This window comes from Streptomyces sp. NPDC059853 (assembly GCF_042731495.1).
GTDB lineage: Bacteria > Actinomycetota > Actinomycetes > Streptomycetales > Streptomycetaceae > Streptomyces.
On sequence record NZ_JBHWJL010000086.1, the window covers coordinates 1 to 18,289 of the forward strand.

Consider the following 18,289-nt stretch of genomic DNA (forward strand, 5'->3'; position numbering starts at 1 on the left):
GCCCCGTATCGGCAGCCGCAGCCGTGTCCGGTCAGTCGGTGCCGGACTCCATCGCGGCGCGGTCCAGCAGGGCGTCGTCCTCGCCCGCCGCCTCGCCCCGGGCGGCGATGGCCTCGGCGCCGCCCTCCGGCATGGCGCCGATCAGCCCGGTGGCGGCGGCCTGGGCGGCGCCGGTGGCGGGCCCGGCGGTGCCGATCAGACCGATCCCGGCGTACTGCTCCAGCTTGGCCCGGGAGTCGGCGATGTCCAGGTTCCGCATGGTGAGCTGGCCGATGCGGTCGACGGGGCCGAACGCCGCGTCCTCGGTGCGCTCCATGGACAGCTTGTCCGGGTGGTAGCTGAAGGCCGGCCCGGTGGTGTCGAGGATGGAGTAGTCCTCGCCGCGCCGCAGCCGCAGCGTCACCTCGCCGGTGACGGCCGCGCCGACCCAGCGCTGGAGCGACTCGCGCACCATCAGGGCCTGCGGGTCCAGCCAGCGGCCCTCGTACATCAGCCGGCCGAGGCGGCGGCCCTCGGTGTGGTACTGGGCGAGGGTGTCCTCGTTGTGGATCGCGTTGACCAGGCGCTCGTAGGCGGCGTGCAGCAGGGCCATGCCGGGCGCCTCGTAGATGCCGCGGCTCTTGGCCTCGATGATCCGGTTCTCGATCTGGTCGGACATGCCCAGGCCGTGCCGGCCGCCGATGGCGTTGGCCTCCATGACCAGTTCGACGGGGGTGGCGAAGTCCTTGCCGTTGATGGTCACCGGCCGGCCCTGCGCGAAGCCGATCGTCACGTCCTCGGTGGGGATCTCCACCGACGGGTCCCAGAACCGGACGCCCATGATCGGGTCGACGGTCTCCACGCCGGTGTCGAGGTGCTCCAGCGTCTTGGCCTCGTGGGTGGCGCCCCAGATGTTGGCGTCCGTGGAGTACGCCTTCTCGGCGCTGTCGCGGTAGGGCAGGCCGTGGGCCTGGAGCCACTCGGACATCTCCTTGCGCCCGCCCAGCTCGGTCACGAAGTCGGCGTCCAGCCAGGGCTTGTAGATGCGCAGCTGCGGGTTGGCGAGCAACCCGTAGCGGTAGAAGCGCTCGATGTCGTTGCCCTTGAAGGTGGAGCCGTCGCCCCAGATCTGGACGTCGTCCTCCAGCATGGCCCGCACCAGCAGGGTGCCGGTGACGGCGCGGCCCAGCGGGGTGGTGTTGTAGTAGGCCCGCCCGCCCGAGCGGATGTGGAACGCGCCGCAGGCCAGCGCGGCGAGCCCCTCCTCGACCAGCGCGGCGCGGCAGTCGACCAGGCGCGCGACCTCGGCGCCGTAGGTCTTGGCGCGGCCGGGCACCGAGGCGATGTCGGGCTCGTCGTACTGGCCGATGTCGGCGGTGTAGGTGCACGGGACGGCACCCTTGTCGCGCATCCAGGCGACCGCGACCGAGGTGTCGAGCCCGCCGGAGAAGGCGATGCCGACGCGCTCGCCGGCCGGGAGGGAGGTGAGGACCTTGGACATGGGAAGAGTATGCACACATGCGCATGATCATGCAAAGTCGGGGGTGCGGACCGGGCTCCCCCCCCCCCGGGGGTCCGGAAGGGCTCGGACGGGGGTGGGGCCGGGCTCGGCCCCGGGCCGGGGCGGCGCTGGTCCGCGAGAGGTAGCCGGGAGCGGCGATTCCGGCCGGAGACTCATTCGTACGAGCGATGTCACGTTCCGGCGCGGCCCTTACTGTCTGGGCGATGACCTCGTTCCCGCTGCCCCGTCCGCACTTCATCGATCCGCTGATCGCGCTCGCCGCCGTCGCACCGGCGCTGCTTGACCAGGTGACGACGGACACCTCCCGGCAGGCGTGGACGGCGCTGGCCGTCCACACGGTGGTCGCCGCCGCAGGGCTGCTGGTCCGGCGGCGTTTACCGCTGACCGGGTTCGCGGTCATGCTGACGACCCTCGCCGTGGTGGAGATCTGGTGCGCCGCCCAGGAGGTCCAGCTGGGGAACCTGGCCGTGCTGCCGCTGGCGTTCTCGCTGTACGCGGTCGGGGCCTACTGCTCCCTGCCGCGCGCGCTGGCCGGGGTGTGCGGCGGCACCGTGCTGGTCTGCCTGGGCGTGATGGTCAACCACGCCACCGCGACCACCGACTGGCGCGGCGGCTCGGACGTGTTCGCGACGGTGGCCCCGGTGCCGGTGGCCTGCGCGCTGGGCATCGTGGTGCAGAGCCACCGGCTGACCCTGGAGGCGGTCAGGGCGCGCGCCGCCGACGCCCAGCGCGAGCACGCGCTGCTCGCCGAGCGGGCGGCGGCGGCCGAACGGGTGCGGATCGCCCGGGACATGCACGACGTGGTGGCCCACTCACTGACCCTGCTGGTGGTGCACGCCGAGACGATCCGCGCCCGCTCGGCCGACCTGCCGCCCTGGGCGAACCGCCAGGTCGACGCGCTGGCCGCCGCCGGACGGCAGGCGACGGTGGAGATGCGGGAACTGCTGGGCGTGCTGCGCAACGGCACGCCGCCCGAACAGGCGCCACTGTCGCCCGCCCCCTCCTTCGCCGAACTCCCCGAGCTGGTGCGCTCGGCCCGGCAGGCCGGCAACCCGGTGCGGCTGGACATCCACGGAGACCCCGCCACCTTGCCGAAACCGGTCCAGCTGATGTGCTACCGCATCGTGCAGGAGACCCTCGCCAACGCGCGCCGGCACGCCCCGGGCGCGGCGGTGACCATCGGCGCCACGGTGTCCGGTCCCGCGGTGCGCGTGACGGTGCGCTCCGCGCCGTCCCCGTACGAGGTGGTACCGGTCCCGGGGGCCGGTACCGGCCTGGAGGGGATGCGGGAGCGGGTGACGGCGCTGGGCGGCGAGTTCACGGCGGGCGGCACCGAGGACGGCGGCTTCCTGGTCACCGCCTCGGTGCCGGCGGCGCACGACACCGGGCGGACCTGGTGACGGCGGCGCCGGGGCCGATCACGGTGGTGATCGCCGACGACGAGGGGACGGTGCGCGAGAGCCTGGGGCTGATCCTGGAGTCCCAGCCGGACCTGGAGGTGGTGGCCACGGCGGCGGACGGCGAGACGGCGCTGCGGGCCTGCACCGAACTGCGGCCGGACGTGGCGCTGCTGGACGTGCGGATGCCGGGCCGGGACGGGCTGTGGGTGCTGGCCGCCCTGGCCGGGCGCGGCCTGGTGGGGCCGGAGCCCGGGGCCGTCCAGGTCCTCATGCTCACCACGTTCGACCACGGGAGCTACCAGGCGGACGCGAGGGCCCACGGCGCCCGGGGCGTGCTGCTGAAAAGCCAGCCGTGGGAGGAACTGGTGGCGCAGGTGCGGGCCGCCCACCGTGCCCGCCACCGGGGGTGAGCACACCGGTTCAGCACAGACCGGCCCGCCGCACCAGGGCGGCGGCCTGGCCCCGGTCGCGGCAGTCGGTCTTGCTGAGCAGCCTGCTCACATGGGACTTGACGGTGTGCTCGGAGACCGAGAGCCGCTGCGCGATCTCCAGATTGCTCAGCCCCTCCCCCAGCAGCCGCAGGACATCGCGCTCGCGGGCGGTCAGCCCGGCGATGCGGGCGGCGTCGGTGGCGTCCACCGTGCGGTCCGAGCGGCCCCTGACATAGCCGTCGATGATGCGCCGGGTGACGGTGGGGCTGAGGAAACCGTCGCCCTGCGCGGTCGCCCGCACCCCGGCCAGGACCTCCTCGTACGAACTGCTCTTGAGCAGAAAGCCGCTGGCGCCGCCCGCCAGCGCCTGGTCCACGTACTCGTCCAGACCGAAGGTGGTGAGCATCAGGACCCGGCAGCCGCCGTGGCCGAGCAGGTCGCGGCGGGCGAGTTCGGCGAGCACCCACATGCCGTCGCCGTGCGGCATCCGCACGTCCAGCAGCAGCACGTCCGGCCGCAGTTCCGCGCACCGGCGCACCGCCTGCCGGCCGTCCCCCGCGCTGCCGACCACCCGCAGATCCCGCTGGGTCTCCAGGATCAGCCGCAGTCCCTCGCGGACCACCGGCTCGTCGTCGGCGATCACCACGGACACATGGCGTTCCGGTTCCATGTCACCTTCCCCCAGGTCGCTTTCCCCGTCCGCCCGTGCTGTGCGGGAGCGGGGACGCCGTCATCCCCCCTGGTCAGGAGGGGTTGGGGCGGACGGCGCCGCTCCCCGGGGCGGTACCCGTGCGGTGCGGTTCATCCTCATCCACCACCGGTGGCGCAGCAAGGGCGCACCCGCGAGCGCCACAGGCCCGACCAGTGGCGACAGGGTCACGGGAGGGGACGCGCCGTCAGCCGTCCGGCGCGGCCGGGTCCGTCCGACGGGGGAGGGCCGGCCGCCGGTGGACGGAGCGGCGTCATTCTCAAGAGTGCACGGGAGGGGCGGGGATGCATCCTTAGCGGTGATGCCGCCCCTGGGGCCGTCGTGCTGTCATGGGCCAGCGCTTTGAGTTCTGCCGGTATCACTGCTACCGAGCGGTGTCCCGACCACACACCGTCCCATCCGAACTGGCCTCACAGCTCTGCGGCGCACAGGTGTCGCGTCATGCGATCAGGGGGCCCCGACCAGGAGTTGATGTCGCATCCACGTCTGGCGGTCACCTGTGCGGCCCCCTGCCGCCCACCGCTTCCGTGACGTCCGGACGCCCGCGCCGCGTTACAGCCGTTCGTGCCACTCTCCCACGGAGAACACATGCGTAGCGAACACCACAGCACCATCCGGATCGCCCTTGTCGACGACGAAGGTCTGGCGCGCGACAGCTTCGGCGCCGTCCTCACCCACGAGGAGGGAATGGAGTTGCTGACCGTCACGGACTCCCCCCGCGACGCGGTGATGACCGCCGAGAGAACGGACCCCGACGTCATCCTCACCGATCTGACGGTGGGGCAGGAGAACGCCCTGGAGATCCTCTCCCGGGCGCGGGGTTTACGCGCGAAGATCGTCGTGATCACCAGCAGAGATTCCGAGGAGAGCCTGTTCCGCGCCCTGAAACTCGGCGCCCGCGGCTATCTGCTGAAGTCCACCACCCGGCACGAACTGATCGAGGCGGTACGGGCGGTGGCGCGCGGGAACGCCTATCTGTGTCCGGTGATGGTCTCCCTCATGCTGGACCGCTTCAAGATCCTGCCCCCGGCGGGCGGGCCGCACGGCAGCGCCTTCTCGGAACTGAGCGAACGCGAGGTGGAGGTGCTCAAGGGGATCGCGCTGGGCATGTCCAACAACGAGATAGCCCAGGATCTGAGCCTCACCATCGCCACCGTCAAGTCCCATGTCTCGAATGTGCTCTCCAAGCTGGGGCTGCGCGACCGGCTGCAGGCGGGCATCCTCGCGCACCGCAAGGGGCTGACCCCGCACTGACGATGTGTGTGGTCCTCCGCACCGCGGGGGTGCGCGGGGCCGCAGCCAAGTGACCGCCGGGCCCCATGGCCGGGGCGTTCGCCCGCTGGCACACTGGCAGCCGGTAGGGGTCCGCCGCCCGCGGGCACCGGGGAAGGAGCGCCTGACGTGGACGCGGACAGCCTGGCGGCAGCGGCCGGCCATGCCGAGCCGTGGGCGTACGCGGTGCTGTTTCTGGCCACCGCCGCCCCGCTGGCACCCAACGGGACGCTGGTGGTGGTCGCCGGGGCGCTGGCCGCGCGCGGCGATCTGTCGCTGCTGCTGGTGGCCTCGGCGGTGCTGGCCGGCACGCTCACCGGCGACCTCGGGCTCTACGGCACGGCCAGACGGCTGCGCGGCAGGTCCCGCGCGGGCACCCGGAGATGGCCGCTGCCGGGCCGGCTGGGCACGGCGCGGCTGGCGGAGCTGACCGGCGCGGCCTCGGCCCGGCTGCACAGCGGCGGCGGCGCGTTCCTGGTGCCGCTGCGGTTCGTGCCCTGCGGCCGGGCGACCGGGGCGGCGGCGGCCGGGCTGAGCGGCTATCCGGTCGCCCGGTACGCGACGGCCGCCGTGCTCGCCGAGGTGAGCTGGACGGGTCTGTACGTGGCCCTGGGGTACGGGGGGCACAGCGCCGTCTCCGGGCCGGTCCCGGTGTGGGCGCTGGGCGCGGTCGCCGGCGCGGGCGGCGGGGTGTGGTGGCTGGTCGCCCGGCGGCGCCGCTCCCCCGGCCCGCCGGTGGTCCCGTCCTCCGGGCCGGTCGCCCGGCCGGGCCCTGCGCCGCGCGTGCTGCCCGTTCCGGTGCCGGTCGCCGCCGCGCGCCCGGCCCTGGCGCGGGGGACGCGATGAGCGCCCGCCTGCGGGCGGCGGCCACCATGACGCTGGCCCGTACGGTGCACGCCCTGCTGGACGTGGTGGCGGGTCTGGTGGCGCTGGTGACGCTGCTCCTGCTGCCGCTGACCGGGCACCGGCGGTGGCGCCGGGCGGGGTTCCGGCTGCGCCAGGACGTGCTGCTGCGCGCCGGACGGGCCGAGCGGGCCCGGCTGAAGTCCTGCGGGATCGCGGACGTCCCCGATCCGGCCGGTCCCGAACTGCGGCCCCGCGAGGGCGCGGACGCCCGGCGCTCGGGTGCCGAGGCGTACCACGAGGTGCTGGCCGACACCGAGCGGCGCGCGGCGTCCTGGCTGATGACCCGGGTGACGGTGGGGCTGCCGGCCGGCGCGGGTGTGCTGCTGTGCTGGTCCTTCGGGGTGGCGCTGGTGACCTCGCCGCTGTACCGGGCCGACCCGCAACTGCTCGGCGAGGCGGTGCGGATGCTGGCCGGGGCCGCGCTGCTCGCGCTCGCCCCGTGGATCGCGGCCACGCTGGCCGGCTGGGACGCCCGCACCGCGCGGCGGCTGCTGGGCCCCGGCGAGCCGGCCCGGCTGGCCGCCCGGGTGCGGGCGCTGATCCGCTCGCGGGCCTCGGTGGTCGAGGCGGTGGACGCCGAGCGGCGGCGCATCGAGCGGGACCTCCACGACGGGGTGCAGCAGCAACTGGTGGCGCTGGCCCTGCTGCTGGCGAGCGCCCGGCGGACCGCGAGCCGGGTGGCGGAGGGGACGCGGCCCGCGGCGGACCTGCAGCCGCCACTGGAGCGGGCGCACGAGAACGCGCTCCAGGCGCTGACCGAACTGCGGGACGTGGCCTGGCGGGTGTATCCGGCCATTCTCGACGACCGCGGTCTGGACGCCGCGCTCTCCGCGCTGGCGGAGCGGTCGGCGGTGCCGGTGCGCATCGACTACCGGCTGCCGTGGCGGCTGCCGCCCGGGATCGAGCCGGTGGCGTACTTCGCGGTGTCCGAGGCGGTCACCAACGCGGCCAAACACGCGGCGGCCGATCTGATCCGGGTGAGCATCCGGGCGGAGGACGATCGTGCTCTGATAGTGATCGAGGACGACGGAGTGGGCGGAGCGGACACCTCGGGGGCGGGTCTTTCGGGGCTGATGCGCAGGATCGCCGCCGTCGAGGGTGAGATGTCCGTGACCAGCCCGGTGGGCGGACCCACCGTGATGACCGTGGAGCTGCCGTGCGAGTCGTGATCGCCGAGGATTCCGTTCTGCTGCGCGAGGGGGTGGCGCGGCTCCTGGAGGACGAGGGGCACGAGGTGGTGGGCCGGGCCGGGGACGCGGAGGAGTTGATCGCGGAGGTCGAACGCCACACCCCGGAGGTGGCGGTGGTGGATGTGCGGATGCCGCCCACCCACACCGACGAGGGGCTGAAGGCGGCGCTGCTGATGCGGCAGCGCTGGCCGGCGATGGGGGTGCTGGTGCTGTCGCAGTACGTGGAGGAGCGGTACGCCACCGAGTTGCTCACCCATGACGCGGGCGGGATCGGCTATCTGCTGAAGGACCGGGTGGCGCGGGTCGAGGAGTTCATGGACGCCCTGGAGCGGGTCTCCCAGGGCGGCACGGCCCTCGATCCGGTGGTGATCCGGCAGTTGTTCGCCCGCAGCAAGCGCACCGATCCGCTGAGCACTCTCACCGAGCGGGAATCGCGTGTGCTCTCCCTCATGGCGGAGGGGCACACCAATGAATCCATCGCCCGGCAGGTGTATGTGTCGAGCAGCGCGGTGGAGAAACACGTCAATTCCATTTTCCGTAAATTGGGGCTCGATGTGGCCGAGGGATCGCACCGGCGGATTCTCGCCGTGGTCCGCTATCTGAAGTCATGACGGCGGCGACCACCGGCACCGAGCGCGCCGTGCCGCCCCCGCCCCCCGTTCCCGACCGCCGGCTGCTGGTCACCGGCGGTCTCTCGGCCGCCTGCGTGGTGCTGTTCCTGAGTCTGTTCATCGCCTCGCATCTGACCCGCACCAGCGACCAGCGGGAGACCGTGCACCCGGGCGCCTTCGACCGGGTGGAGGTGAGCGCGAGCGGCCCGGTGACGGTGCGCGCCGAGGCGGGCGCGGAGGCGGTGCGGGCCCGGTGGGAGCTGAGCTGGTCGCTGTTCGCACCGCGGGTGGTCCAGGAGGAGGACGGCGGCACGCTGCGGCTCTCGGTGCGCTGTCCCGGGCTCCCGGGGCGCGGTTGCGGCTCCTCGGTGACGCTGGTGGTGCCGCCCCGGGCGGCGGTGCGGGTGTCCACCTCCGGCGCGGTGCAGGTGAGCGGGGTGACCGGTGGCGTGGAGGTGGCGGGCGACGACGGCGCGGTGGAGGTGTCGGACAGCCCGGGCCCGGTGCGGATCAGCACCCGGGACGGGGCGGTGACGGGCACCGCGCTGGCCGGGGCGGCGGAGGTGTCCACCCGGAACGGCGATGTGACGCTGCGGTTCGGCACGCCGCCTCCCGAGGTCAGGGCGTCGACCCGGGACGGTGCGGTGGATCTGGTGCTGCCGGAGCCGCCCGAGGGGTACGCGCTGGACATCGACCGGCGCGACGGGGCGGCGGATGTCGGGCTCGCCTCGCGGGCCGACTCCGGGCGCACGGTGACGGTGTCCACCCGGGACGGCACGGTCCGGGTGCGGCCCGCCGGGAATTCCTGAATCCGCCGGGCACGGCGGGCGCGGCTCATTCTTTCGGCGGTGCGGAAAGCGACCTGGGGCGGAACGGGATTCCGTCCGCGGGCCGATGAGCGGCCGGGGCGATTTCCCTAGCATGGAGGGCGCTCAGCGTCCTTTCCAGGGAAGGCCGGTGCCGCGTGACCAGGAGCGAGACAGCCGCGGCTGTCGCTACGGAAAAAGGCCCCAGCCGGCTGCCGCGCCGTACGAAAGTGGCGCTGAGCGGGCTCGCCATGGCACTGCTGCTCGCGGTGCTCGACCAGACGATCGTGGCGACGGCGCTGCCCGCCATCGCCCGGGAGTTCCACGCCACGGGATCGGTGTCCTGGGTGGTGACGGCCTATCTCATCACCACGGTGGCCTCGGCGCCGATCCACGGCAAGCTCGGGGATCTGTACGGGCGGCGGCGGACGTTCCTGGCCGCCGTGACGATCTTCGTGGTCGCCTCCGCGCTGGCCGGGGCCGCGAACAGCGTCGAAATGCTCATCGCCATGCGGGCGTTGCAGGGCCTGGGCGGCGGCGGCCTGATGAACCTGGCCACCTCCGGTTTCGCCGATCTGGTGCCGGCCTCCGAACGCGGCAAGGTACAGGGCTACACCGGCGGGGTGTTCGCCATCGGCAGCATGGGCGGGCCGCTGCTGGGCGGGCTGTTCGCCGAGCATCTGAGCTGGCGCTGGATCTTCTACGTCAATGTGCCGCTCGGGCTGCTCTGTCTGGTCATCACCTATGTCACCTTCCGGGTGCCGCACACCCCGCGCCGGCCGCGGGCGGCGATCGACTACACCGGGGCGGCGCTGCTGGCCGCCGCCGTCACGGCGCTGCTGCTGGTGACGGTGTGGGGCGGCACCGCGTACGCCTGGGGGTCACCGCAGATCCTGGGTCTGGTGGCGGGCGCCGTGGTGCTGGGCGGGCTGTTCTGGTGGCAGGAGCGGCGCGCGGCCGATCCGGTGCTGCCGCCGCGGCTGTTCCGCAATCCGGTGTTCGCGCTGGGGGTGCCGTCCTCGGGACTGCTGGGCGTCGCGCTGTTCGGGACGATCGTGTACGTGCCGCAGTTCGTGGAGGTGAGCCGGGGTGCCGGGCCGACCGTGGCGGGCCTGGTGCTGGTGCCCACGATGGGTCTTGCGGTGGGCGCCGGGATGGCCGCCGCGATCCGGGTGGGGGCCACCGGCCGCTACCGGCGGTTCCCGATCGCCGGGTCGCTGCTGGTGCTGGCCGGGTTCGGCGGGCTGACGCTGCTGGAGCCGCACACCCCGCTGTGGCAGTTGTTCGTGCCGCTGGCGCTGCTGGGTGTCGGCGTCGGGCTGCACATGCAGCTGATGGTGTTCATCGTGCAGAACGCCGTCCCGCACGCGGATCTGGGCACCGCGACGGCCGCCACCATGTTCTTCCGGGCGCTGGGCGGCGCGGTGGGCACCGCGCTGTTCAGCACCCTGCTGCTGCGCGGGCTGCGGGACGCGCTGCCGGCCGCCGCGCCCGGGGTCGATCCCGATGACGCGTACAACGCGATCGCCCATCACACCGGTGGCATCGCCGAGTCGGCGCGGCCGGCGGTGGCGGAGGCGTTCGCCGACTCGATCCATCTGGTGTTCGCGGCGGCGCTGCCGTTCGCGGTCCTGATGCTGGTGCTGGCCTGGTTCATCCCGGCCGTGCCGCTGCGCCGCACGGTGCGGGACGAGGGCTAGCCCCGCGCGCTCTTATCCCTCCCCCGCCCCTCGCCTTCCCGTTCTCCGTGTCCCGCATCCCCCGGACCTTTCGAGGAGTCAGTGTGTCCCGCATCCCCACCGTGCTCGGTTCCGTCGCGCCCGAGGACCTCGGCCCCACCCTCATGCACGAGCATCTGTTCGTGCTCTCCCCGGAGTACGTGCGCGACTACGGGGTGGGCGCCTGGTGGGACGAGGAGGAACGGGTCGAGGACGCCGCCCGCAAGCTGCGCGCTCTGGCCGCGCGGGGCATCCGTACCCTGGTGGACCAGACGGTGCAGGGCATCGGGCGGGACATCCGGCTGATCAAGCGGGTGGCCGAGCGGGTGCCCGAGCTGAACATCGTGATGACCACCGGTCTGTACACCTTCGACGCGGTGCCCCAGCACTACGCGTTCCGGGGCCCGGGGCTGCTGCTCGACCAGCCGGACCCGATGATCGCCGACTTCACCAAGGACATCACCGCGCAGATCGCCGACAGCGGGGTGCGCGCGGCGCTGCTCAAGTGCTGTGTGGAGGCGCCGGGTCTGGTGCCGGGCGTGGAGCGGGTGGCGCGCGCGGTGGCCGCGGTGCACCGGGAGACCGGGGCGCCGATCAGTGTGCACACCGACAGCGGGAGCCGGGCCGGGCTCCTCGCGCTGGATCTGTTCGCCAAGGAGTCGGTGGACCTGACCCGGGTGCTGATCGGGCACGCCGGGGACAGCACCGACCTGGACTATCTGAGGGAGCTGGCGGACCGGGGCGCGACGCTGGGCATGGACCGCTTCGGTCTCTCGCTGTTCGGCGCCACCGAGGAGCGGGCGGCGACCGTCGCGGAACTGGCCCGGCGCGGCTACGCGGACCGGATGGTGCTCTCGCACGACGCGCACTGCTTCCCCGACTACCTGGCGCCCGACCCGGACGCGGTGAAGGCGCGGGGCCTGCCGGAGTGGAACTTCACCCACATCAGCGACACCGTGCTGCCGCGGCTGCGCGAGCTGGGGGTGCGCGAGGCGGACCTGGAGCTGATGCTGGTGGACAACCCGCGCCGGTTCCTGGCCGGCTGAGGTCGCGGCGGTGCGCTCTCCGCGCGCGGTGCGGCGGCGCCGGCCCGCCGCCGTTCCGGTCACCGCGCTGCGCGCGCTGGGCCCGGCCTTCGTGGCCGCGGTGGCCTACGTGGACCCGGGGAACTTCGCCACCAACATCGAGGGCGGCAGTTCCTACGGCTACGGCCTGCTGTGGGTGGTGATCGCCGCCGGTCTGGTGGCGATGCCGGTGCAGTTCCTCGCCGCGAAGCTGGGGATCGTGACCGGGCGTTCGCTGCCCGAGGCGTGCCGGGAGCGGTACGGGCGGCGTACCACCCGGGGTCTGTGGCTCCAGGCGGAGGCGATGGCGATGGCCACCGACATCGCCGAGTTCATGGGGACGGCGGTGGCGCTCGACCTGCTGTTCGGCGTCCCGCTGCCGGTGGCGGTGTGTCTCACCGGGGCGCTGTCGTATCTGATGCTGGGTTTCCAGGCCCGCCGGCACCGCCCGTTCGAGGTGGTGATCGCGGCGATGCTGTGTCTGATGTGCGCCGGGTTCGGCTATCTGATGCTGCGCTCGGGGGTCGACGGCGCGGCACTGGCGTCCGGCCTGGTGCCGGGGACCGAGGACAGCCGGGCGACGCTGCTGGCGCTGGGCATCGTGGGGGCGACCGTGATGCCGCACGCGATCTATCTGCACTCGGCACTGGTGCGGCGGCGTCATGTGGCGGGCACCGGCGCGGAGATCGACCGGGCGCTGCGCGCGGAGCGGATCGATGTGCTGGTGGCGCTGACCCTGGCCGGGGTGATCAACGCGTCGATGCTGATCGTGGCGGCCGGGGCCTTCCACGGCTCCGGGCTGTCCGAGGTGGCGTCCCTGACCGACGCGCACGCGGCGCTTTCGGGCTGGGTGGGGCCGGTGGCGGCGCTGGTGTTCGCGCTGGCGCTGCTGGCGGCGGGGCTGTCCTCGTCGGGTATCGGCACGATGTCGGGGCAGATCGTGATGGAGGGGTTCACCGGGGCGCGGATCCCGATGGTGGTGCGGCGCGGCATCACCATGGCACCGGCCGTGCTCATCGCGATGGCGGGCTGGGACCCCACGCAGGCGCTGATCCTGTCGCAGGTGGTGCTGTCGTTCGGGATCGCCCCGGCGCTGGTGCCGCTGCTGCTGATCACCCGTGACCGGGCGGTGATGGGCCGGCACGCCAACACGGGGCCGGTGACTGGGCTGTACGCGCTGATCGCGGCGGCCGTCATCGGGCTGAACGCGTTCCTGCTGTGGCTGGTGCTGGTCCCCTGACGGGCCGGCACCGGCCCGGCGCCGTGTCCGGGCCGGTCAGCGGGCGCGGAGCCGCCAGACGGTGAAGTCGGCGGCCACCAGGGAGAGCACGGCCAGCAGGAACACCCCCGCGGTGATCCGGGTGATGCCCTGGGCGTGCCGGGAGGCCAGGGTGCCCAGGCCCACGAACAGCAGGGTCCAGGCGGCGGTGCCCAGGCCCGTCCAGGCCAGGAAGCGGCGGTAGGGCAGCGCGGTGATGCCGGCGAGCGCGGGCAGCACCTGGCGGCGGAAGCCGGTGAAGGGGCCGAGGAAGAGCGCGGAGCGGACGCTGTGCGCCAGAGAGCGGTGGGCCTGGAGCAGCCGTTCGCGGCGCACGATGAGCACCCGCCAGCCGAGGGCGGGCGGGCCGAGCCGGTGCCCGGCGGTGTAGCCGGTGGCGCTGGCGGCGAGGCCGGAGAGCAGCACCACCGCGGCCATGGCCGGGATCGGGACGTCGACGGCCGGGGCCAGCGCGCCGCCGCCGGCCGCGCCGGCGAACAGGGCGGCGGCCTCGGCGGGGATCACCATGGTGTGCAGGCCGGAGCGGCCGGCGAACACGATGAGGGCCACCAGCAGATACACGGCAACGATCGGAATGAACCCACCGCTATGGCTCACGAATTGTCTCTCCGTGACATCGTCGGTTCCGTCGGGGCGACCCGCCCCCTTCCGTACCGACACCCACACTACGCATCGTGACGCGCGGGCGCGCTGCGGACAGCGCCCCGGCCCGGGTGCGGAGACCCACAGGGCGCCCGGCGGCGCGGCCGGGCCCGAACGCGGCAGCGGCCGGCCCCGGGGGGCCGGCCGCTGGTACGCGGTGGTGGGGCGGTCAGTCCGCGCGCGGTCTCACCGTGCGGCCAGCCCCTTCTCGATGTGCAGGACGACGTCCCGCACGGTGCGCAGTTCCTTCAGTTCGTCGTCGCTCAGCTCGATCCTGAACTCCTCACCGACCGCGACCGCGATCTCGATGAGGGCGAGCGAGTCGATGCCCAGGTCGTCGACGAGGTGCTTCTCGGGGGTGACGTCGGCGGCGGGCACCCCGCCGATTTCCTCGACGATGCCGGCCACCGAAGTGAGGATGGACTGCTCGGACATGCTGATCTCCCGGTTCTGCCGTGGTGGTCGGGTCAGGAAGGGGCGCGGTCGCGGCGTCGGGCCGCCGCGGTGTGGAAACGGTCCTGCTGCCGCTCCGCCTGCGTCTGGAGGAGTTCGAGATGGACGGCGAGCTGTTCGCGTGCCTTTTCCGCCTCGGCGTCCAGCCCTTCGATATCGAAGAGGCGCCAGTGTTTCAGGAGCGGGCGCACCACTTCGTCGTGGTGAATACGCAGGTTGTAGATTCCGGATCGGGCGATCACCAGGGATTTCCGGGTGAAATTGGGGATCATCGTTCCGGGCATCGCGAAGGAGGTGATTTCGTCGATGATGGCGCGCACGGTTTCCGAGGGGTCGATCTCCAGGGCGGCGGAGACCAGGGACCGGTAGAACACCATGTGCAGGTTCTCGTCCGCGGCGACCCGGCCGAGCAAGTGGTCGGCGATCGGGTCGTTGACGAAGCGTCCGGTGTTGCGGTGCGCGATGCGGGTGGCCAGTTCCTGGAAGGAGACGTAGGCCAGCGACCGTACGGCGCCGAGCCGTTCGCTGTGGTGCCCGGCCTGCATCACGGCCATCCGCTCGGCCTCCAGCCGGCCGGGGTCCAGCGCCCGGGTGACCAGCAGGTAGTCGCGGATGCACATGGCGTGCCGGCCCTCTTCGGCGGTCCAGCGGCCCACCCAGGTGCCCCAGGCCCCGTCCCGGCCGAACCGGTTGGCGATCTCCCGGTGGTAGCTGGGCAGGTTGTCCTCGGTGAGGAGGTTGACCTCCAGCGCGATCCTGGCCTCCGGGGTGAGCCGGGACTGGTCGGGGTGCCAGGGCTGTTCGACGAAGTCCCGGCCCTCCTCCCAGGGCACGTACTCGTGCGGCATCCAGTCCTTGGCGATGGCCAGATGCCGGTCGAGGTTGTGGGCGACGACGGGTTCCAGTTCGACGAGGATGTCGGGCTTCACGATGGGCTCCTGAAGGTCAGCACCACGTTGTGGCCGCCGAAGCCGAAGGACGTGGAGAGCGCGGCGGTGACCGGGACGGCCCGGGGGCCCCCGGTGACGAGGTCGAGTTCCACCTCGGGTGCGGTGTCGGTGAGGTTGCGGGTGGCCGGGATCAGCGCGTGCCGCAGGGTGAGCACGGTGAAGACCGCCTCCACCGCGCCGGCCGCGCCCAGCAGATGGCCGGTGGCGGACTTGGTGGCGGTGACGGCCGGGTGGGTGCCGACGGCCTGGGCGATACCCCGGGCCTCGGTGATGTCCCCGGCCGGGGTACCGGTGGCGTGCGCGTTGACGTGGCCGATGTCGGCGGGGACGAGGTCCGCGTCGCGCAGGGCCTCGGTGATGGCGCGCACCTGGCCGCGGGTGTCGGGGGTGGTCATGTCGTGGGCGTCGGAGGTGACGCCGGCGCCGGCCAGGACCGCGTAGGGGCGGGCGGCGCGGGCCCGGGCGAACTCGGCGCGCTCCAGGACGAGCAGCCCGGCGCCCTCGGCCATCACGAAGCCGTCCCGGTCCCGGTCGAAGGGCCGGGAGGCCAGCTCGGGTGTGTCGTTGCGGGTGGACAGCGCGCCCATGCGGGCGAAGCCGCCGATGGACAGCGGGTGCAGACAGGCGTCGGTGCCGCCGGCCACCACCACGTCCGCGCGGCCGGAGCGGATCAGCGCGGCACCGACCGCCAGGGCCTCGGCGCCGGAGGCGCAGGCGCTGGTGGGGGCGTGGGTGCCGGCCCTGGCGCCGAGTTCGAGGGAGACGACGGCGGCGGCGCCGTTGGGCATCAGCCGCGGGATGGTGAACGGGGACAGCAGCCGGGGCCCGAGTGCTTCGAGCCGGTCGTCCTGGTCCAGCATGGTCAGGGCGCCGCCGATGCCGGTGCCGACCACGACGGCGAGCCGTTCGGGGTCCACCTCGGGGGCGCCGGCGTCCGCCCACGCCTCGCGGGCGGCGACCAGGGCGGCTTCCTGGCTGCGGTCGAGCCGGCGGCGCTGCACCCGGTCCACGATCTCGGCCGGGTCCTTGCGGAGCACGCCGGCGATGCGCACCGGCAGTTGTCCGGCCCAGGGGTCCTCCAGGGCGGTGACCCCCGACTCGCCGGCCAGCAGGGCCGACCAGCTGGTGGGGACGTCCCCGCCCAGCGGGGTGGTGGCGCCCATGCCGGTCACCACCACTTCGGGGCGTACGTGTTCACGTTGGTCCAGCACAGCACAACCCTTTCTCCGGGAATTCCGTGTCGGCCGGTGCGCCTGTGCCCCAGAAGCGTACGGATGGTAAGGGCCGGAAAATAGCCGCTCAGGAACGAATAACTCCCCTCCCCCAGCATGTCTTCGGCTCATTCCAAAGACGGAGCCGAACCTCATCCAAGGACGGTTGTCCGGGCCCTGTACCGCTTGCCTAAGATGGCCACCGCTCGACCCGGGAATTCCGGTCGGTTTGAATTCACCGCTCCTCGGATGAGAGGTCAGGCATGGTGCAGGGCACTTTTTCTCCCGCTCCCGTCGGCACACCGGCGCCGCAGGACGACGATCCCGGCTGGCTCACCCTGGTCGAGATGTGCCGCGCGCGGGCGGCCGGGGAGCCCGACCGCGTGTATTTCTCCTTTCTGGAGAACGGGGTGGAGGAAAGCGATTCCCTCACCCCGGCCCAGGTCGATCTGCGGGCGCGGGCCATCGCCGTGGAACTGCTGCGGGTGGCGGAGCCGGGCGACCGGGTGCTGCTCAACTACGGCCCCGGGCTCGACTTCGTCCCCGCCTTCTTCGGCGCGCTGTACGCCGGGATGATCGCGGTGCCCATCCCGCCGGTGGAGACGGGCCGGGACGGGGCCAAGACCGACCGTTTGGAGGCGGTGCTGGCCTCGGCGCGCCCCGCGCTGTTCCTCAGCACCACCGGTGTGCTGGACAAGCTGGCCGGCAGCGAGCAGGTGGCCCGGGCGCTGGCCGGTGTCACGCGGCTGGCCACCGACACGGTCGACCCGGCCGCCGCCGGGGAGTGGCGCGAGCCGGACATCGACCGGGACACCGTGGCGTACCTCCAGTACTCCTCCGGCTCGACCGGGCTGCCCAAGGGCGTCATGCTCACCCACGCCAACGTCCTGGACAATCTGGCGCTCATTCACACCAACGGCGCGCGCGGGGATCTGGAGGAGGGGCAGACACCGCCGCCGGTGGTGCTGTGGCTGCCGCTCTTCCACGACATGGGGCTGGTCAACGCGGTGTTCCAGCCGCTGTACGCCGGGTTCGAGGCGACGCTGATGCCGCCGCTGGCGTTCGTCCAGCACCCTTTCAACTGGCTGCGCGCCATCTCCGACCGGGGCGAGGCCATCTCGGTGGCCCCGAACTTCGCCTACGAGCTGTGCGTGCGCCGGATCAGCGAGGAGCAGATCGCCAAGCTCGACCTGTCCGGGTGGCGGCTGGCCGCGGTCGGTGCCGAGCCGGTGCGGCCGCAGACCCTGGAGCGGTTCGCCGAGAAGTTCGCGCCCGCCGGGTTCCGCCGGGCCACGTTCTTCCCCTGTTACGGGCTGGCCGAGTCCACCGTGATGGTCAGCGGCGGCCCGGCGCCCGAGGAGCCGGTGATCCGCGGCTTCGACGCCGCCGCCCTGGTGGCCGGCCGGGTGCGGCCCGCCGCCGAGGGGGCGCGGGCCCGGCAGTTGGTGGGCTGCGGCCAGATCCAGCCGTCGCTGACGCTGCGGATCGTCGACCCGGCCACCGGTGAGCCGTGCGCGGACGACGCGATCGGCGAGGTGTACGTCTCCGGGTACAGCGTCGGCTCCGGCTACTGGGACGCTCCGGCGATCACCGAGGAGACGTTCAGGGCACGGCTGCCGCAGGACCCCGACCTGGTGTTCCTGCGCACCGGGGACCTCGGATTCCTGTACGACGGCCAGCTGTTCATCACCGGCCGCCGCAAGGACGTCATCATCCTGGACGGCCTCAACTACTACCCGCACGACATCGAGGCGACCGTCTCCGGCAGCCATCCGGCGCTGCGCGAGGACCGCTGCGCGGCCTTCTCGGTGGACGACGGCGGCCAGGAGAGGCTGGTGGTGCTGGTGGAGGTCCAGCGCCGCCACCCGGTGGTGCGCGGCCCGGTCGCCGAAGGCGCAGAGGTGCCGCGCAACGCTGTGCGGGCCGGCGAGCTGGAGGCGGCGATCCGGCGCGCGGTGACCGCCGAGCACGGGGTGCGGGTCAGCGAGGTGGGCCTGCTGCGGCCCGGGGTGCTGCCGTACACCAGCAGCGCCAAGATCAAGCGCGCCGAGTGCCGTGAGCGCTGGAGCGCGGGGACCTTCGATGCCGACCACCTCGCCTGACCCGGACTGGGGAGCCATGAGCGACGACAGCGGAACATCCGTAC

Annotated in this window: 17 protein-coding genes; 11 read left to right on the top strand and 6 right to left on the bottom strand. The window is 73.2% G+C overall.

Annotation, left to right across the window (positions count from 1 at the left end):
• Positions 1 to 31 precede the first annotated feature (31 nt).
• On the bottom strand, positions 32 to 1,480 hold the full coding sequence (gene argG / locus ACFV5N_RS12295; protein WP_385597687.1) for an argininosuccinate synthase: 1,449 nt from the start codon (positions 1,478 to 1,480) through the stop codon (positions 32 to 34).
• A 224-nt stretch (positions 1,481 to 1,704) separates the two neighbouring features.
• Between argG and ACFV5N_RS12300 the strand changes: the two genes are divergently transcribed.
• Positions 1,705 to 2,901 carry a sensor histidine kinase gene (locus ACFV5N_RS12300; RefSeq protein WP_385597690.1) on the top strand — a complete coding sequence of 399 codons (1,197 nt, stop codon included), beginning with the start codon at positions 1,705 to 1,707 and terminating at the stop codon, positions 2,899 to 2,901.
• Positions 2,898 to 3,311, top strand: coding sequence for a response regulator transcription factor (locus ACFV5N_RS12305; protein ID WP_385597693.1), 414 nt, complete (start codon positions 2,898 to 2,900; stop codon positions 3,309 to 3,311). Before ACFV5N_RS12300 ends, ACFV5N_RS12305 begins: the two co-directional genes overlap by 4 nt.
• Positions 3,312 to 3,321: 10 nt before the next feature.
• Here ACFV5N_RS12305 and ACFV5N_RS12310 read toward each other — a convergent pair whose 3' ends face one another.
• A complete protein-coding gene (locus ACFV5N_RS12310; protein ID WP_385597695.1) occupies positions 3,322 to 4,002 on the bottom strand; it encodes a response regulator in 681 nt (226 codons plus the stop codon).
• A gap of 627 nt (positions 4,003 to 4,629) precedes the next feature.
• Here ACFV5N_RS12310 and ACFV5N_RS12315 point away from each other — a divergent pair.
• The 8 genes from ACFV5N_RS12315 to ACFV5N_RS12350 all read left to right on the top strand — a co-directional run bounded on the left by ACFV5N_RS12315 (position 4,630) and on the right by ACFV5N_RS12350 (position 12,848).
• The gene (locus tag ACFV5N_RS12315) at positions 4,630 to 5,295 is read left to right on the top strand and encodes a LuxR C-terminal-related transcriptional regulator (RefSeq protein ID WP_385597697.1); all 666 of its coding nucleotides are present in this window, start codon (positions 4,630 to 4,632) and stop codon (positions 5,293 to 5,295) included.
• Between the two features lie 147 nt (positions 5,296 to 5,442).
• Positions 5,443 to 6,159, top strand: a complete 717-nt coding sequence (locus ACFV5N_RS12320; protein WP_385597700.1) for a DedA family protein — start codon at positions 5,443 to 5,445, stop codon at positions 6,157 to 6,159.
• Positions 6,156 to 7,388, top strand: a complete 1,233-nt coding sequence (locus ACFV5N_RS12325; RefSeq protein ID WP_385597703.1) for a sensor histidine kinase — start codon at positions 6,156 to 6,158, stop codon at positions 7,386 to 7,388. The genes ACFV5N_RS12320 and ACFV5N_RS12325 overlap by 4 nt, the downstream gene beginning before the upstream one ends.
• Positions 7,385 to 8,020: a response regulator gene (locus ACFV5N_RS12330; RefSeq protein ID WP_385597730.1), complete on the top strand. Its 636-nt coding sequence runs from the start codon at positions 7,385 to 7,387 to the stop codon at positions 8,018 to 8,020. The genes ACFV5N_RS12325 and ACFV5N_RS12330 overlap by 4 nt, the downstream gene beginning before the upstream one ends.
• Positions 8,017 to 8,829, top strand: a complete 813-nt coding sequence (locus ACFV5N_RS12335; protein ID WP_385597706.1) for a DUF4097 family beta strand repeat-containing protein — start codon at positions 8,017 to 8,019, stop codon at positions 8,827 to 8,829. Before ACFV5N_RS12330 ends, ACFV5N_RS12335 begins: the two co-directional genes overlap by 4 nt.
• A 155-nt stretch (positions 8,830 to 8,984) precedes the next feature.
• Positions 8,985 to 10,526, top strand: a complete 1,542-nt coding sequence (locus ACFV5N_RS12340) for an MDR family MFS transporter (protein ID WP_385597708.1) — start codon at positions 8,985 to 8,987, stop codon at positions 10,524 to 10,526.
• 83 nt (positions 10,527 to 10,609) lie between these two features.
• Positions 10,610 to 11,590 (top strand): phosphotriesterase, encoded by a 981-nt coding sequence (locus ACFV5N_RS12345; RefSeq protein WP_385597710.1) that lies wholly within the window; start codon positions 10,610 to 10,612, stop codon positions 11,588 to 11,590.
• A 10-nt stretch (positions 11,591 to 11,600) separates the two neighbouring features.
• Positions 11,601 to 12,848: an Nramp family divalent metal transporter gene (locus ACFV5N_RS12350; protein WP_385597713.1), complete on the top strand. Its 1,248-nt coding sequence runs from the start codon at positions 11,601 to 11,603 to the stop codon at positions 12,846 to 12,848.
• A gap of 36 nt (positions 12,849 to 12,884) precedes the next feature.
• Here the strand turns inward: ACFV5N_RS12350 and ACFV5N_RS12355 are convergent, their stop codons facing one another.
• The 4 genes from ACFV5N_RS12355 to ACFV5N_RS12370 all read right to left on the bottom strand — a co-directional run bounded on the left by ACFV5N_RS12355 (position 12,885) and on the right by ACFV5N_RS12370 (position 16,143).
• Positions 12,885 to 13,484, bottom strand: coding sequence for a DedA family protein (locus ACFV5N_RS12355; RefSeq protein WP_385597716.1), 600 nt, complete (start codon positions 13,482 to 13,484; stop codon positions 12,885 to 12,887).
• Positions 13,485 to 13,715: 231 nt separating this feature from the next.
• Entirely contained in the window at positions 13,716 to 13,964 is a 249-nt protein-coding gene (locus tag ACFV5N_RS12360; RefSeq protein ID WP_385597719.1) for an acyl carrier protein, read from the bottom strand.
• Positions 13,965 to 13,996: 32 nt separating this feature from the next.
• Positions 13,997 to 14,911 carry an acyl-ACP desaturase gene (locus ACFV5N_RS12365; RefSeq protein WP_385597722.1) on the bottom strand — a complete coding sequence of 305 codons (915 nt, stop codon included), beginning with the start codon at positions 14,909 to 14,911 and terminating at the stop codon, positions 13,997 to 13,999.
• Positions 14,908 to 16,143, bottom strand: coding sequence for a beta-ketoacyl-[acyl-carrier-protein] synthase family protein (locus ACFV5N_RS12370; RefSeq protein ID WP_385597725.1), 1,236 nt, complete (start codon positions 16,141 to 16,143; stop codon positions 14,908 to 14,910). The genes ACFV5N_RS12365 and ACFV5N_RS12370 overlap by 4 nt, the downstream gene beginning before the upstream one ends.
• 263 nt (positions 16,144 to 16,406) lie before the next feature.
• On the opposite strand from ACFV5N_RS12370, the gene ACFV5N_RS12375 reads away from it, so the two are divergent.
• Positions 16,407 to 18,245: a fatty acyl-AMP ligase gene (locus ACFV5N_RS12375; protein WP_385597727.1), complete on the top strand. Its 1,839-nt coding sequence runs from the start codon at positions 16,407 to 16,409 to the stop codon at positions 18,243 to 18,245.
• Positions 18,246 to 18,289 lie beyond the last annotated feature (44 nt).

Coding starts and splice junctions, on each gene's coding strand:
- argG (WP_385597687.1), bottom strand. CDS start 1,480: ATGTCCAAGGTCCTCACCTCCCTCCCGGCCGGCGAGCGCGTCGGCATC.
- ACFV5N_RS12300 (WP_385597690.1), top strand. CDS start 1,705: ATGACCTCGTTCCCGCTGCCCCGTCCGCACTTCATCGATCCGCTGATC.
- ACFV5N_RS12310 (WP_385597695.1), bottom strand. CDS start 4,002: ATGGAACCGGAACGCCATGTGTCCGTGGTGATCGCCGACGACGAGCCG.
- ACFV5N_RS12315 (WP_385597697.1), top strand. CDS start 4,630: ATGCGTAGCGAACACCACAGCACCATCCGGATCGCCCTTGTCGACGAC.
- ACFV5N_RS12325 (WP_385597703.1), top strand. CDS start 6,156: ATGAGCGCCCGCCTGCGGGCGGCGGCCACCATGACGCTGGCCCGTACG.
- ACFV5N_RS12335 (WP_385597706.1), top strand. CDS start 8,017: ATGACGGCGGCGACCACCGGCACCGAGCGCGCCGTGCCGCCCCCGCCC.
- ACFV5N_RS12360 (WP_385597719.1), bottom strand. CDS start 13,964: ATGTCCGAGCAGTCCATCCTCACTTCGGTGGCCGGCATCGTCGAGGAA.
- ACFV5N_RS12375 (WP_385597727.1), top strand. CDS start 16,407: ATGGTGCAGGGCACTTTTTCTCCCGCTCCCGTCGGCACACCGGCGCCG.